Genomic DNA, 15,397 nt, shown 5'->3' with positions numbered 1-15,397 from the left:
GGGGAGACGCCGGACGCACGATCATCAGATACTTTATGCCTGAATGCGATTACCGATGACGGTCTGCTTGTGGCCGATAGCGGACATCGACTTGCAAAATAACGCTGAGGATAGGCACCAAGTGCCGCTTTCCTACGCGATAACCCGCTCGTGGATCTAGAGATAGCGAAGTAGATGCCACTCCCGCTTGCTCGCCTTGAGGCGAGCGAACGCCTGCGTTGGATACCACAGCCCGAGCGCCACCAGCCCGGCGATGCCCCACACGGCAGCCACGCCCCCGACGCCAAACACGGCGCCTTGGTTGGCGCCCCACACAACTAGAGCAACGAGGTAGAGCGCCTTAAGCAGGTAGAGATGGACCAGGTAGAAGAACATCGGCGCCGCACCAAAGGTCGCCAGCGGCAACAAAGCTCGCGCTACCCTCGGACGCTCGAATACGTGCAACAGGCACGCGCCCACCCCCAGGGTTAGCAGCAGGAACTGGAGCGAAGGCGGATACTTGGTCACGTTGAAGAAGCTCATGACGGTCTCAGCAAAGCCGTCGCCCCACTGCCACGGCGCATCGCCGTAGAGGTTCAAGCCTCGCACGGCCAGGAAGGCTATCAGCATGGTCACGCCTGCGGCCGCGAGACCTCGCCGCTTGGCGCTGTCGTCAGCGACCGCGTACCAACTGCCGGCGACGTAATCCAGCGCGATCACGCCAATCCAGGGCAGCACCGGATACGACGTGCGCAACCGGACACCGCCGATCTCAAACCATCCGCGCTCGTGAAGGATCAGCCAAAGCGCGTGCCCAAGACCTGACCCGTCAAAGGTGTAACCGTCCAGCAAGTTGTGACTGGCCACCACCGCCACGCCCAGCACCAGCATCCACAACCGCGGCAGCCAAAGCAGCGCGGACAGCGCCACCATGCTGACGCCGATCGCCCATATGACCTGCAGGTAGATCACCCTGGGTGGAAACTCACCGGTCCAGGCGAAGTTCACCACGGTCAGCTCCAGCACGATCAAGAACGCGCCGCGCTTCAACAGAAACTCGCTGGCCGCACGCCGTGGGTTGACCTGCTTGCGCCCGTACAGGAAGGCCGACAGGCCGGTGAGGAACACGAACACCGGCGCGCACAGGTGGGCCAGCATCGGCGCGACGAACAGCGCAGGCGTCACCTCGTCAACCGCCATGGGATCGCTGACTTGGCGGTGGGGCAAGAAGGTCTCGCGGACGTGGTCCACCAGCATCAGCAGCATGACGACGCCTCGCAGGATGTCGATCGCGGGCAGTCGCTGGGCCGGCACACCGGCGGGAGGGATGGCAGGGATCGTCGAAGGCACGCCCGAGCTCACAGCTTGACGTTCATGGACAGGTAGGCCGCGCGTCCAGGCGCCGCCGAGAACATGGGCTGGTCGTTGCCGCCCCAGAAGAAGTTGTCATACGGCGACCGGAACGCTTGGCGTTCGGATCCATACGGCTGTTCACGGGAAAAGTGCCTAGTTGGTTGCGATGTTAGCCAAGGCCGTGCGATCGGGACACTGCGGTTGTTAGTGTTTTCGCCCCCTCGATCCACTTCGTAAGACTAACAAGCCTCCTGTTTTTCTCATCGCGTTGTTGCAGTTGCACACCGTACAGGTCTGACACCCGTGAATCGCGTTCCGGTTGTTAGCTCATTTCGCTGCATAGTACGGACATGCCTACGCCGTTGATCAAAGTGCGACGCGCAACCACCTGATAAAAATCAAATTTCATTCGTCACTGGCGGGGTAACCCGTATGGACGAACGGCAAAAGCCCATAAAAGCTGGGCATGTTCGTGACACAGAGAGCGCACAGAACAAAGTGCGGAAGATGCTTGACGAACTGAAGCACCGCTTCAAGGTACCTCCATCGTTTCGATGGAGGCACAGCTTTGGAAAGCGAGCCGCAACAAAAGATCAGGCGCTACATCGCAAATCCCTATGGCGTGCTCTGCTTCAAGCACATCCGGATCGGTACCTTTTCCGTTGAAGAGGTGCGTGTCAAAGGACGTGAGGCTGCGATCAGCTTGGATCAGCTCATACACAACATTCAGGAAAAGGCCAAACGATGGCGCGGCGGCAAGCACGGCACGCGGACCCAACAGCCCCTTCCGATGTTCTACCCAGCGCGGGTGTTGAGTCTTGAGATTCGTGACCATCTCAGCCAGATGACGCGCAAGGGGCTGAATCCCAAAACCGTCGAGGTCACCACACGCACGCTTAAGCTCTTGCAACTGACGTGCGGCGATATTCCAGTGACCCGCATCAACTACCAGCACATCCATTTGCTCTGGGAGGTCCTACGCTGGGCTCCTCCGGGCCTGACGCTTCGGGCTGACTTCGACACCTTCACGCCAGAGCATTGCATTGAACTGGGCAAGGCGGCCGGGGTGCCTGCGCAAGCACCGGCCACGTTCGAACGGCATCGGCGATTTTTGGTGTCGTTCTTCAATCAGCTTGTCCGCATGGGTGTGATCCCCCAATCACCTATGGCGGCGTTCGGCGAGATCAAGCGGGACTTGGCGGTCGACCCCGGCAGGTCCGAACGTCTCTTCGACGACGAGGAACTCCAACGGATCTTCTCGCCCGAGAGCTTCGTCAAATGGGCTCGGAACCATCCCCACCGGTGGTGGGCGCCGATGATTGGACTCTATACAGGTGCTCGTATCAACGAGGTGTGCCAGCTGAAACTGGCCGACATCATTGATGAGTGCGGCGTGTGGTGTATCGCCATCCGCAAGACCGTCGATCCCGACCTCGCTCACAAGGAAACCGGACGCAGTCGCCAAAGCCTAAAGGGCAAAGCCGCGGTCCGTACGCTCCCCATCCCGCAGCCACTGCTGAACGCTGGATTTTTGGACTTCGTCGATGACATACGTGGCTGTGGTCACCCTCGGCTCTTTCCCCACCTCTCGGCCGGCGTGAACAGGAAGACAGGGGAGACCAACGCCCACTACAGCGCGGGCGTGGTGAAGCAGTTCAGCGGCTACCTCAAGAGCCTGGGATTTCCGAAAGGGGTGGGGTTCCACGCCTTCCGCCACACCCTCGCAACCGATCTTCACCACCAGGGTGTTCCGGATGATGACATTGCGTTACTGACTGGTCATTCCGTCAGCAAGCGCGTGCCAGTGCTCCATGACGCCTACTTCCATAAGAAGCCGATGCTCGCCAGGAAGAAACAGATCGCAGCATTTGAGCGGTATCGACCACTCGTGACGATACCTGTGTACCAAAAGGGCCAGTTCAAGAAGAAGCTGGCCGACCCCAGCAAGTTCTACCCTTAAGTGTTGGCGCTAGCAGCTCATATAGCTCGCTTTAGTCTTGCACCATTCGATCATGCCGGCCGCTATCGTCTCCGGCTAGGGTGGCCGCACTGATGTGGACTTACTGCAACCTGTCAAGCCCGCGCCAATGAAGTTCAGACCGTCGTATCAACGCCGATCTGACGTGTGGGCAGACTTGATGTCCAATCTTTGGTTGAACTCACCGCTTACACCTAAGGGCCGTTTAGCTCGGCCAATACTGTTTACTCTGGAGCTATTCCGGGTGTTCTCTTCGCCATCGCTCGCGCTCAAAAATGGGCACCGCTTGAGGTAGGTTCGTCGAACGACGACTGCTGTTGTGGCGCATCGCTTGCCGCGTGAACACCGCGCCGCTTCACATGCATGATCCAACGGCATATGCACCGGCTTATCCGTTCGCAATAAGCTCATTCAATTCTCGAACAACCTGCGCATTGCTCACTTTTTCAAGCATGTTTTGTTGCTTTTCTTTCGAAGATGCCAATCGGAATCGATAAAACTTGAAGTCGTGCCTGTGCATCATAATTTCCAGCTCATGCCCACAAAAATCTGGCATCTGTTCAATTTCTTCGTAAGTGAAATTGCCATTGTTTATTTTCCGAAGCAGTCGTATCAGGGCGCGGAGAAATTCAGCGCTTGCAACATACCATTCGCCTCGTTCACTTCTCTTTTTTAGCTGCATATGAAGTAATTTTTCAAGCCCCATTACTTCTTCCCGATAGCCGGATGTGATGCAGAATGTCTTGACAAAAGCCATCGGGCATCCGGTTTGAATGTTCCTAATCCTCGAAACCAAGCTGGAGCTTCGGCCAATCTTGATATATACGCTACTCTCATTTCTGCACGCTATGAGATAAACATAGTGTTTCCGATTATCATCCATCTCGACAGAGCCCTCTGGGAATGTTATTTTTAACATCTAGCAATCCAATGTTCTTAAGCGGCTAGCCTATATTCGTAATACGGTCGCTCTCGGTCGTCCAGGATTTTCTGTAAAGGTCGGCGCGCCGCTTGGGGCCCGGGTTGAGCCAAGCGTCGAGGTGCTCGGTCTTGATGGGCACGATGCAGCGGTCGTGCCCCGCCGCGGCCACTTCCGCCGGCGGCTCGTCGGTGATGGCGGCGAACGACAGCAGTTCTTCGCCCGGCCCTTGCCACCTTGAAACCAGACACGCCACGAGCAAGTCCCCGTGGCCCTGCGGCCGGAACTCAAGCACGATCGTCTCGCACGCCTGAGCCTGCCAATGCGCGGGCAGGTTATACGGTGACGCGATGAAGTGAACGAAGCATCACACCTGCGGTGCCTGTTAACGTCGAAACATCGCGTATGTGCCCGGCGCCAACAGCAGCAAGGCATGCCGCACACCCACGATTGCTGACATGGGTTGGGCGGCAATACCTTGGGGCGGCAGGCGGCGCGTGAACCACACCTCCTCGCCCACCGGTGCTGCTGAGCACCTTGGCGATTGTGCGGCTGGACTCTTGGAAGTTCCCTTGAGTTCGGTAGCGATCCACATCGCATTCGGCCCTTGAGCAGCGCGCTGTCGACTGGCGCGCCCATCCCCCCGAAATCTGAAATCCCTGCTCGCAGCGTCTTGATTGAGACTTCGCCAGAACTCAAATTTTCTCGGCGAGGTAATTCTCGGTGGCCGCAACGAGATCACGGATGAACCGGATGTGCTTCTTCAGCTCTTCCCTCGTGACCGCATGTGCTTTTGAATCGCCGACCCGAGGGCGGCTGGATCGGTGCGCAACGAGCCCACGCTTCTGGTTGATCTTGTCCAGTTCACCCCGCGCGCGCTCAGGAGAGAAATTGTTCCAGTTCCATCCCTCTGTCACGTCGATGTCCAAAAAAGTCTTGAACAGCTTGCGGATCCGTTCGACGCTCGGGGCGTGAAACTGTTTTAGGTGCTGCTCCAGCGAACGCCGGTAGAAGGTCGCCAACCGCCCTGCACCCGGATCAATCCCTATGACCCGGCCTGCGGCCTCCAGCATCCGGTCCTCGACGTAGGTTTCCAATGCCGTGAGCGCCATGACCAGACTCGTGCGCTTCAGCACTTCCGCAACGGGAGGCGGCTGAGCGTCCTTGTTGAGCACGTCGTAGTGGTCCAAGAGATCTTGAGCGTCTTTGATGCTGTGTTCGAAATCGCGGAACGCCTGCGACTGGGCTGGTTCTGTCATGGGATACGTCCGTGTGGAATTGGGCAACGTCATATACAGCGGTGTTTATAGCAGTCGCTCCAAGCGTCAGGCAAAAAGCCTCGCCACGCCGGCTCGTCTCGGCGCTTGGCCGGACTTGCCCCCAAGTCGGCGGCCGGAAAGACTAGGGAGTGGGCTACGCCCACCCCTACGCCCCCAAGGCTGACGTGGGCATCGCCGCCCAGCACCAAGTGATCAAGCACCCGGACGTCCAGGAGCGCCAAGGCCTGCTTCGGGCAGACCGTGATGGCCCGGTCGGCCGCGCTTGGCTCGGGATTGCCGGAGGGGTGGCTCTGGAAGAGCACCACCGCGGTCGAGTTGTGGTGGAGGCAGCGCTGGGCGACGACGCGCGGGTGGACTTCGCAGCCATCCACGGTGCCGGTGACAAGTGCTCGCGGGCTACGATGATCAAGCGGCAGGACACAGGGCAGACGGTGGCCGATATGTTGAAAGCCACGCCGAAGGCCTGATCGGCCTACCGAAGGGTGATCGTCCAAATTACGCCCATGACGCGGGCCATCAAACCCACGAAAGCGCCCAACCAATCCGAACCAATACCACGAAAACCGGGGATTTGAGCAACTTATCCCTCGCCTCGGCTTTTGTAGCTGGGACTGCCCTGAGCCGCGCTGTCCAATCTTGAAAGATCTGTTGGCGGCGGTCGCTAAGGGCACGGTTCCGCTGAGTGTGAGGCCATCGGTGCCCAAGTCCGCTTTCGGCCAGAAGCGGTCACTCAACTACCTCTAGACCATTCAGCGTCGCGCACTTGGTGATTGAAATAACCGCGGTATCTGGCTTTTCGTAAGTGTCCGTCCTAACGGGGTAGAAGCCCCGGGAGCTACGCTCCGATGCGACGCCGCACTTCCTCGGCGTTGGCCTTGGCTGTCGATGAGAGGGCGTTCCAATCCAGAATGGTCGCGGTTGGCTTGAGCTTGGACCACGACTCGTCTAGATATGCGATAAAGTTCACAACCCGTGCTTGTCGGCCCTCAATCGTCTTCTCATCATTGATATTGGCTCTAACCGCGGCATCGATGATTGGCGTGTCGACAATCATCGCGTCCACGTAAGCGAAAGAGACGCACATCTTCTTCAGCATGTACGCGCCGGCTGTCGTTATGCGGAGCCGTTCTTCTTGGGCGCCCTTTAGGCCAACTGGAGTAAGAACCAACTCCGCCTCCAACAACCGATTCACGGTGCTCGTGATCTGATGTTGATGAAACCCCTGCTCACGTAGGAACTCGTAAATCTTCTGGCGCTCCACAAACCCATATGCTCCGCCAACCTGTCCTGCATGCTCAATGTATGCCAGTGTTAACAGGCAGGCAAAATGCTCACGCGCATCATCCGCTACGATATCGTAGAGGTTAGGGATGATCGGGGTTGCTGCTGGGTCGTAGTACTCGCCGTCTTTGTGAATTATGGCGCGGAGGAACTCATGGATGGGTAAAGTGTATCGCCCAGCGCGCTCCATTGCCTCCAGGATCTTCGCGCTGTCGACGTGAGCGCTTCCGACGAAGACCTGAATGTACTCAAGCGCTCGGCGAACGTTTCCGGAGCACAAATTGTCGATTAATTCGATTATCTCCTTTCGATTCGTGAACGCATCGATGAGCATCTTCAAGTAGAGCTCAAGGCGCTCGGACTGAAGACTGAATCCCGAGCTCGTTCCCGGCAAACGTCCGGAGTCTTGGAGAAGGTGGAGCGCAAACTGGAGACGCTTTAGGATGACCTGATCCACCCGCGGAGGCTCGATGGTAAATACTCGCGGTTGATAAGCGGCTAACGTGCCCTTTGCGCGCGACAAAGAGAACGTCTCCGGCCTCAGGGCTACGAAAGCAGTGATCGGCCAGTTGCTCGCAATGGAATGAGCGATCAGAAATACTTCCTCTTGGAAATGGGGAAGCCGCTGATCTACGTTGTCCAAGAAGACGACGATTTGCCGCTTCTGCCCCTTGGACGCATGCTCCAATGAGAGGCGGAGATGCTCTTCCTTATCCGCTACTAGCCCAGCTATGTAGTCAATTTCCTTCACCTTGAACGCAGATGGATCTAGCTCCTTGAGTTCGGAATAGATGCCCTTGCCGAAAGCTTGAATTCGCTGGTTATGGACGCCCCGAACGAACTGCTTGTCCTCGAGGTCGATTCCATAGTCCTCACGAAGCTGTTTGATGATCTCGCCGACCGTGTAACTCCTTAGTTCCTCTGCAACAGCAGGTTTCGAGCCAAAGTCTATGTAAAGAACGATTGCATTTTGCATCTCCTCCTTTGCTTCAACCTTGATCAAGTTCTTCACAAACGTCGTCTTGCCGACACCCACGTCGCCGACTAGCAGAATCGGACGACGACTCAAGCCAGCGGCGATTATGTCCGTAGTGAGTTGTCTGGACGTTCCCTTTTTATCGGTAGCCGGTAGCGGGGAAACGCCGGTTTGCTGTTCAAAGAATGTTGTGTACCTCGTTTTCAGCAGTTCTTTGCTTACGACGGCGTACTGAGAGAGGGCGCCGCTTCGGCAGTAGGCCTCCTTGAGGAATTCCTCGGAAAGGGACGGGTCGTCCGCCAAGTCCTCGATGAAGAGACCGCCAAGTAGCTGAAGCTCAATGGCAATAGGGTTTCGGTTCTTGTGGCCTGGATAGCCGAGAAGCCGACCTGAGAGCTTCAATGGCGGAGGTGGCAGCACCGGGGTCTTCAGAGCACGACCCAAATTGTCTTCTGCCATTCCGGCAGGGGATAGCGCATTCCACAACTCGACAAAACGCGAAAGCATCTCTTCCAATGAAAGGAAGACCAAGGCTTTTCCGTCCATGGACGAAACTCCGTCCAGCCTCGTTCCTATAAAGACCGCGAGCTGGGTGCCATTGCTAATGGCGCCGTACTGGACGCTTCGATTCTGGCAGTAGTCGATGGCCTGATGAATTGCGGCACCCACATCCGGTGACGCTTCACATAGCGTCTTAATGCGGCAAACGCGCTGAGAAAAACCCGCAGGGACATGAAAGTATGTCGAGCTTCTTTTTGCTTCTATGATCAGCGAAGTTGGACTGCCGCATTCGTAGTCAGTGAAGTCTCCGCGATCATACTTTTCGACCTGTACGTCGCCTTTTTGCCAGCCCAAGACCTCAGTTACGAATTGGTCAATGAGCTGAAACCGGACGGTTGCCTCGTTGGCATCGGCCGGAATCGATTTGGAGTGTTCAATTAGCCGCTCTAGCGCAACACGACCACCTTCGTAGGTCTGCACGGCAACTTAGTCCAAAAATGGGTTGGAGCTATGTTGCCATATCGAAGGGGCGCACTCATTGGGCGGCTCCTTAGATTTTGGGCGCGTCGCGATATTAGATGTCTGCTGATCCTCGGTGGGCACGCCAACATCCATAGTCGGGTGGGGTTGTCCACGCCCTCATTCCTTGCGGGGTCGTGTGCTCACGTAATCGCGACGGAGTGACCGCTTCGGGTCGGGAGCGGACATTGGGAAGGGAAGCCGTCTGTTCAGAACGATGCGGCATGCGGCACCGCACAAACACGACGATGACCGGGTCGCTCACTGCCGCCGTCACTTCCTGCGCGCGGGCCGGCGCGAGCACCATGCAGCAGGCGCAAGCCAGGGCAAGGGTCGCCAACATCTGCTGCAGGGATGCCATGGCTGCCTCCTCGGTGGTATAGATCGATCGGCTAGAGGTCAATGCCCTGCGTCGCCATCTGCAGGGTAAGGTTGGAACGCGCGCCCTTGAACGCCTCGTAGGCGCGCTCGTTGCCCCAGAACACGTTGCCATCGACGTTGTCGCCGATGCCCGGCACAGTCAGGCTCGAGTCGTACTGCCAGAGCGTCCAGGGATTTTGCCCCTTCAGGCCGAGGTCGGCGGCTTGCGGCTTGACGCCCTTACGGTAGACGGCAAGCCAGATCATGTAGCGGTCGAAGCGCTCGTCTAGCATCTGGTCGAACTGGTCGCGGGTACCGTAGATCAGCGGCGTCTTGCGCGAATACTCCTGCACCCGCTCCGCCAACTGCAGGACCCCCGTTTGCCAGCCTTCGCGGCCCAGGCGGCCCAGGCACGCCGCCTGCGCCGGGTAAACCGCCTGGCCGACGTCGATGGCAAACGGCAGCTCGCCCCAGAACAGGGAGAATCCGTCCCTGATCATCGCGAACTGCTCGTCCACGGACCTGCAGTAGTCGAACACGTGCACGGCGCCGCGATCCAGGCCAACCCGCTTGGCCTCGCGCCAATGCCCGGCGAAGCGCGCATCGCGCCCCTGCGAATCGGCGTAGCGGATGTAGGCGAAGCGGAAGTCCGTCTTGTCCTTCACGGCCCGCCAGTCGATGTCGTCCTCGTAGCGGGACACGTCGATGCCCCGGATGTCGTACTCCTCGCTGGCGCCGAACACCTGCAGCTCCGGTCGCCCGGGCACGAAGCTGGCGACATAGCGCAACTCCACCTGGGCTTCCGGCACGTCATAGATGATAGGCGACAGGAAGAAGAAACCGCCGGGCTTCAGGCCATCGCGCGGCGGCACGATCGAGCCGATCCAAGGGTACTTCACCTTCTTCTCGCCGGCGGCGAGGTTTCGAGTCTGGTTGATTCCGTCGATAGTGCTGATAAGGGCGTGTTCCACGGCACCGAGGCGGACGACGCCTCCGTGCTGGACCACCACCTTGTCCCTCATGACGACGTCAATGGTGGGGTCGGAATCCGAGTTCCTGATCCCGGCGAGGATGCCGTCAAAGAAGATGCTTCCGTCGGTCGGGCCACCGAGCGAAAAGGACGGCTCGATATCCGAGCTCGCCGAGACGGCATGTGCGGCCGGCTCGTCGGTCTCCCACAGGCTGCCGCCGGCGGCGGCGTCGCCGAAGAGGGCGCCGCTGTAGCAGGCGTTGACCAGTGCCACGACATGGAAGTAGTTCTGCGACAACTCGCCCAGCCGTGTGCGAAGGTCGGCCATCGGAATCGAGTTGGTGTTGTCGGTCATGCTCGTGGCTTGGCTGAGCAGCAGCCGTGCATCGCTGCCCGGCCCCGCCTTCACGCCATGGCCCGAGTAGGCGACGACCAGCCGCATCTTGCCCACGTGCTCGATGCCGACATTGCGAAGGTAGGTGCGCAGGAAGTAGTCGATCGAGTCCTTGGTGGCATCGCCGTTGCTGAGGACGATCACCTCGTCGAATTGCTGGTCGTTGACAAAGAAATCGGTGAGGTTGGAGACGTCGATCGCCGCGGCAGAGAGGCTGCCGTTGGTCCCTTGTATGTTCGGGTAGACGCTGTTGCCGATGATCAGCGCGATCGATCGCACCGTCTCGTTGCCCGTCGGGATCAGGCGCTTGGCGATCCTAGGGTCCGGGGTCTCGTCCTGGGTCCGGTAGAACTTGAAATAGGCGCAGTACGCTTCCGCGTCGACCTCGGGGCCAGACGCGCAGATCGTCGCCTCGGCGGACGCGCTGGCCAGCAGCGCGCCCATGAGGCCAATGGCGGCGAGCTCGCGCGACAGCATGCGGAACACCGCGGTCGCGCTCACGGCCGCGCGATCCCGAAGGTCTCGTAGAACTTCTCCTCGCTTCCCTTGAACACGCTGGCGTCGAAGCCGGCGGTGAAGCCCTGGTCCATCTTCGCCTTATCGGTGAACTGCCAGGCCGCCGGCACGGCGTTGCCCATCATGCGCGGCACCTCGGCGGCGCGCGAGGCCTTGGAGTAGTCGGCGATCCAGATCGGGTAGCCCGCGAATTCGGCCAGGCGTGCGTCGCCCAGGCGCGGCGTCCACCAGGCCTGCGCGGTGTAGATCATCGGCTTGCGCCCGGTGGCCTGCTCCACCGCCTGCAGCCAGGCCTTGGCAGAGGCGACGATCTCGTCGGCCGTCTTGCCGGCCCAGCGGTCGTGGCCGTCGCGGTCGTTGTCCCACTCCAGGTCGACCACCGGCGGCATGTCGCGGGCGACGATGCCGCCGTTGGCGTTCAGCACGCGCAGGAAGGTCGCCGCTTGCGCCGCGCCCTCGCTGGAGGCGCTGAGGAAGTGGTAGGCGCCGCGGTGCACGCGGTGCTCGGCGGGCAGCTGGCCGAGTGCCTTCCAGAACATGGCGAACTTGCCGTCCTTGTTGGTCGTGCCCTGCGAGGCCTTCACGAACACGAAGCGCACGCGCTTGTCGCGCAGCCTGGAGATCGGGAACGAGGAATCGGTGTAGTGGCTGATGTCGACGCCGAAGATGGCGTCGGTCCGCGGCTGGTTGGTCGAGGAGTCGGTGAGCACGTCCGTGGGAAATCCGAACGGACCCACCAGCGAGAACTCCTGCCGCTGCGAATCGGAGGCAGGAGGGTCCTCGGCCTCCGCCACCGCACGCACCAGCGCGAACAGTTGGGTGCGCGAGGGCTCGTCTTCGAGATCCTTCAGGTCCGACAGATCGTCCTGGGCCAGGACGGACGTGGTCAGCGACAGCAGGCCGAAGAGCAGGCCCGCCCGGATGGCAGCGTTCATCTCGATTCTCCATGGTTGGCCCGCGCACACCCGAGCACGCAGCGATGGGGCGGCAATGACGGTGGCGCGGTGTTGGCGATGTGCGGCGTTTCGAAGGCGGATCTGCCCGAAATTCCGGTCGCACCGGCCGCTGTAGCGATGAACGCTAGGCCGCCGCGGCCAGGTGCGCACGGGCGCGTGGCGGGACCGACGGAACGGCTGGTTATTCGATGCATCGACGGCCCCTCCATGAGACCTAATGCCCTGCCGGATATGTCTCTTCAAGACGCTCCGGCCAGCCGCTAACCGTGCCTGCTTGCGACTCCCCTTAGCTCTCGAAACGGGAGGTTTGGGCGGGAGCGGCCAAAGGGAATCATGGGGGCCGGAATTGTTCGGGCGGTGCAGGAATGCGGTGTCGCCAATTCGTGCGGTCGGCGCGGGCGGGTTCGTCGCAAGGAGCGATGAGTTCGCGAAGGTTCGCCGTCGGACTGAGAGCATCCCCAATGTGCGTGCCACCCGCGGACCCGACGCATCGTAGTAGCTGTTAGTACTGCCGTTCTCAATTGCTCTAGATCATGCCGGCCAAGGATTGGAGGCTAACTATGTGGCAAGACTGTTCGACCGTCGCCGCGTCCGCTAGCGGGCAAAACCTATCGCGCAGGTCTGCGAATGAATACGGACAAAGGATGCCCGCTTTGGGTCGGAAGTGGACATGACGCTGATAGTTTGGATTAGCATCTGACCAAACCCGCTTTAGGCCATAAGCAGCCCTTAGCGCAGGCGGAGTGTGCGTAGAGGCTAATGCACGTCAGAGCAGCCAATAAGCCTTGGTATATCGCTCGACACTGCGCACGCTTTCAGCGAACGCCGTATGGTCAACATGAGAACTGCGCACCAAGTCAACTTGTGCCCCAAAGAGCACTCGACTGGTAGCCACGTTGTGGGAACGTGGACGCTAACGCTCTTGAACATGCTCTCTCAGGAGCGCAAGCAACTTCTTCTGCTTGGCTTCCGGCTGCCTCGCGATAAGCAGAATGCACTCAGCCAAGTAGTCGCTGGCGGCCAAGAAATACGCCGGCGGTACGCCCAGTGCTTCGCTGAGCGCGTGAAGCGTGTCCCCATCGGGCTCTCGCTCGCCCCGCTCATAGCGAGACACCCGCGGCGATGCGTTCTTCTCGGTCATGCCCAGCAACATCCCCAGCTCGACCTGCGACAGCCCTGCGGCCTTGCGGGCCGCGCGCAGGCGTCGGCCGAACAGGACAGCGATGGGCGTGGGTGCGGGCATACAAAACCTGAGGCGGGACGCCCGCTAGTCTGCCCGACTGGAATCCTAACTCAAAAATCTGCCAATATGGCAGATATGCCGCACGGGGCGGCCATGGAGGGTTGGGATGCGCACGCTCTTGTTGACCGCCACGCTCGCGGCTGCCGTTCTTCCCGCCCATGCGGGCTCTTTGCTCGATCGCATCGTTCAAGCAGCTCATGTGCCCCAGCGGCAACCCACGGCGTTCATCGGCCGGGCTTGGTCTAAGTCGGACAAGATCGACGACGCCGTTCGCCTGCGATGGGGCCACACCGACATGGGCATCCAAGGCATGCCCACCTGCGACGGCGAGCTGCTGGCCGCGGCCAAGACCGGCTATCGGATCGACGCCCCCAGGCGCACTAAGTGCTTGGGAGACGAGCGCGAGAACGTGCTGGTGACCGGCGCCGACGACGGACTGGGACGTTCGCCCGGCGAGGATGCCATCGAGCGTCGGTACGGCCCCGCCTTCGACGCGCGCTTGGAGCTCTTTCGGCGCACCCAACGCTTCGCCCTGCGGCCGTTGTTGAACGTGGCCCCCTACGACGCGCGGCGTGGAGCGCTGGACGTCTACATGAAGCTGCCCCTGCTCAATGGGTTCGACGTTGGCGGCTACGTTGGGGAGAACGTGGTGCCGGCGATGGTGACCCGTGGCAACGCCGTCGGCGCCCCGCCCCACGCGGGCACGTTCAAAGCCGCCTTCGCAATGTCGTCCAACGAGGCCGCCGAACTCACCTCGAAGCGACCCAACGCCACCGAGCACCTGATCGCGTTCGACGTGCTTCGGGGCGGCCATCGCGCCGGCACCGCGTTGCCGCAGTTGGAGATCCGGGTGGTCCAGGCCCGGGTGGGGTTCGGCGACCAGGTCGTCGTCTTCGACCGGCGGTCAGGCGAGCCCGCGAAGTAACGCCCCTATCGCCCCGAACGGCATGAACGACCCCACCGCTTTCGAACCAGCCACTCGCGCCCTCTGGAGATCGCCATGAGCGCTTCCTACGCCCACCTTGCTCCCGCCACCCTCGTGCTTGGGGGCGCGGCCACGCTCGCCCTGACCGCATCCGGCGAGTTTTCCACCCCCGGCGCCCAAGCGGCGTCCATTGCCGGGGGCTTGGCGCTGCTGACCTTCCTGACGTTCTTGTGGTGGGCCAACGTCCGCGCTGCCCGCTACGCCGCTTGGGCGCGCTCGAGGTACCCCGCGCCAACACCCCGCAAGGGCGGGTTCTTGGCTGGGGCAGCGCTCGGGCTGTGCCTGGCGTTCGTCCTCCATGTGGGCGCCTACGTGGTGGCCAAACAGGAAATCGGACCCGAGGGGCTGCAGTTCCTCGGCGTGGTGTGGACGTTCACCGGGTTCATCGGTTACGCCGTTCTTCCGCTTTTCGTGGGCTGGGTCGGGCGCCTTCATCGCGCGACGTCCATCCCACGGAGCTGATGCGATGGCTTGGCCGGAATTCTGACGTCCCGTTAAGATTGCTGATGCTATCGACTTTACAGCCTGGTTAAACACTGCGAAGTTCTTAAACAGCTCAATGGAAAAGCATAAAAAAGGGCCTCGTTTTCGAGGCCCTTTTTAGAAATGATAATATTTATAACCAGTGCTTCTAAAGACAAAGAACAGCCGAGGGAATGTGTTTAAATATTTTTTATTCTCGCCCCCTCCCCCTGATTTCCTTAAGGAGATCATTGGCTGCTTGATTGCCGTTCTCTAGCGACCGGGTGAGCCAGAATACAGATCGCACGTTTTGCTTTTCTTGATTCAGCACGAACCCCAGATTGTACTGGCAGACAGGCTCACCATTTTCGGCACAAACAATCAGCCAAGCTCGCGCCTGCTGCAAGTCCACTCGCGTAATTGCGTAGTAATCATATAGCCGCCTGGCTTTCTCCGCCGACCCGGCTAACGCTTCTTTTTCAAAATCAGATACCTGCTGCTCACTTAAAGAAAAAACTGTTGCACTGGATGTTGGCTGAGCACCGACCACTTGAGTAAACAGCAAGAGACTAAGGGCGATTGATCTCATGTTTTTGACCCGGTTTAATACGATTATAAATCAAGGGAGCGAACGGTACGTAACGGCCAATGTTAGTCAGATCAGGGCCATCGCGCGCATCCGCCGGAGTATAGTTTCGCCAAGTTACTCCGTTTTTCAACGGGGC

Annotated in this window: 12 protein-coding genes and 1 pseudogene; 3 read left to right on the top strand and 10 right to left on the bottom strand. The window is 59.9% G+C overall.

What is annotated here, in order from left to right; genetic code table 11:
* Nucleotides 1–156: 156 nt before the first annotated feature.
* Nucleotides 157–1,308, bottom strand: coding sequence for a heparan-alpha-glucosaminide N-acetyltransferase domain-containing protein (locus ASD86_RS04660; RefSeq protein ID WP_056107646.1), 1,152 nt, complete (start codon nt 1,306–1,308; stop codon nt 157–159).
* A 592-nt stretch (nt 1,309–1,900) separates the two neighbouring features.
* Between ASD86_RS04660 and ASD86_RS04655 the strand changes: the two genes are divergently transcribed.
* Nucleotides 1,901–3,292, top strand: a complete 1,392-nt coding sequence (locus ASD86_RS04655) for a site-specific integrase (RefSeq protein WP_056107513.1) — start codon at nt 1,901–1,903, stop codon at nt 3,290–3,292.
* Nucleotides 3,293–3,698: 406 nt separating this feature from the next.
* Here the strand turns inward: ASD86_RS04655 and ASD86_RS25755 are convergent, their stop codons facing one another.
* The 8 genes and pseudogenes from ASD86_RS25755 to ASD86_RS04620 all read right to left on the bottom strand — a co-directional run bounded on the left by ASD86_RS25755 (nt 3,699) and on the right by ASD86_RS04620 (nt 13,225).
* Nucleotides 3,699–4,193: a GIY-YIG nuclease family protein gene (locus ASD86_RS25755; protein ID WP_235567674.1), complete on the bottom strand. Its 495-nt coding sequence runs from the start codon at nt 4,191–4,193 to the stop codon at nt 3,699–3,701.
* Between the two features lie 53 nt (nt 4,194–4,246).
* A pseudogene (locus ASD86_RS04650) lies at nt 4,247–4,527 on the bottom strand (SOS response-associated peptidase family protein); the annotation flags it as partial.
* A gap of 397 nt (nt 4,528–4,924) precedes the next feature.
* Nucleotides 4,925–5,488, bottom strand: a complete 564-nt coding sequence (locus ASD86_RS04645; RefSeq protein ID WP_056107509.1) for a HEPN domain-containing protein — start codon at nt 5,486–5,488, stop codon at nt 4,925–4,927.
* Nucleotides 5,489–5,517: 29 nt separating this feature from the next.
* Nucleotides 5,518–5,880: a JAB domain-containing protein gene (locus ASD86_RS27675; protein ID WP_235567673.1), complete on the bottom strand. Its 363-nt coding sequence runs from the start codon at nt 5,878–5,880 to the stop codon at nt 5,518–5,520.
* A 464-nt stretch (nt 5,881–6,344) separates the two neighbouring features.
* Nucleotides 6,345–8,747: a P-loop NTPase fold protein gene (locus tag ASD86_RS04635; protein WP_157476147.1), complete on the bottom strand. Its 2,403-nt coding sequence runs from the start codon at nt 8,745–8,747 to the stop codon at nt 6,345–6,347.
* A 431-nt stretch (nt 8,748–9,178) separates the two neighbouring features.
* The gene (locus ASD86_RS04630) at nt 9,179–11,011 is read right to left on the bottom strand and encodes a GH25 family lysozyme (RefSeq protein WP_056107499.1); all 1,833 of its coding nucleotides are present in this window, start codon (nt 11,009–11,011) and stop codon (nt 9,179–9,181) included.
* Nucleotides 11,008–11,961: a GH25 family lysozyme gene (locus ASD86_RS04625; RefSeq protein ID WP_056107496.1), complete on the bottom strand. Its 954-nt coding sequence runs from the start codon at nt 11,959–11,961 to the stop codon at nt 11,008–11,010. Before ASD86_RS04625 ends, ASD86_RS04630 begins: the two co-directional genes overlap by 4 nt.
* 934 nt (nt 11,962–12,895) lie before the next feature.
* A complete protein-coding gene (locus ASD86_RS04620) occupies nt 12,896–13,225 on the bottom strand; it encodes a helix-turn-helix transcriptional regulator (protein WP_056107493.1) in 330 nt (109 codons plus the stop codon).
* Nucleotides 13,226–13,331: 106 nt separating this feature from the next.
* On the opposite strand from ASD86_RS04620, the gene ASD86_RS04615 reads away from it, so the two are divergent.
* Nucleotides 13,332–14,150, top strand: coding sequence for a hypothetical protein (locus tag ASD86_RS04615; RefSeq protein WP_056107490.1), 819 nt, complete (start codon nt 13,332–13,334; stop codon nt 14,148–14,150).
* A 75-nt stretch (nt 14,151–14,225) separates the two neighbouring features.
* A complete protein-coding gene (locus tag ASD86_RS04610; RefSeq protein WP_056107487.1) occupies nt 14,226–14,672 on the top strand; it encodes a hypothetical protein in 447 nt (148 codons plus the stop codon).
* 211 nt (nt 14,673–14,883) lie between these two features.
* Here ASD86_RS04610 and ASD86_RS26400 read toward each other — a convergent pair whose 3' ends face one another.
* Nucleotides 14,884–15,261 carry a hypothetical protein gene (locus ASD86_RS26400; protein WP_157476145.1) on the bottom strand — a complete coding sequence of 126 codons (378 nt, stop codon included), beginning with the start codon at nt 15,259–15,261 and terminating at the stop codon, nt 14,884–14,886.
* Nucleotides 15,262–15,397: the final 136 nt, after the last annotated feature.

It is taken from the genome of Lysobacter sp. Root690, from assembly GCF_001427785.1.
In the GTDB taxonomy this organism is placed as follows: domain Bacteria; phylum Pseudomonadota; class Gammaproteobacteria; order Xanthomonadales; family Xanthomonadaceae; genus Lysobacter.
Note: the sequence above shows the minus strand (reverse complement) of the source record. Positions and strands in the feature narration are given on the sequence as shown.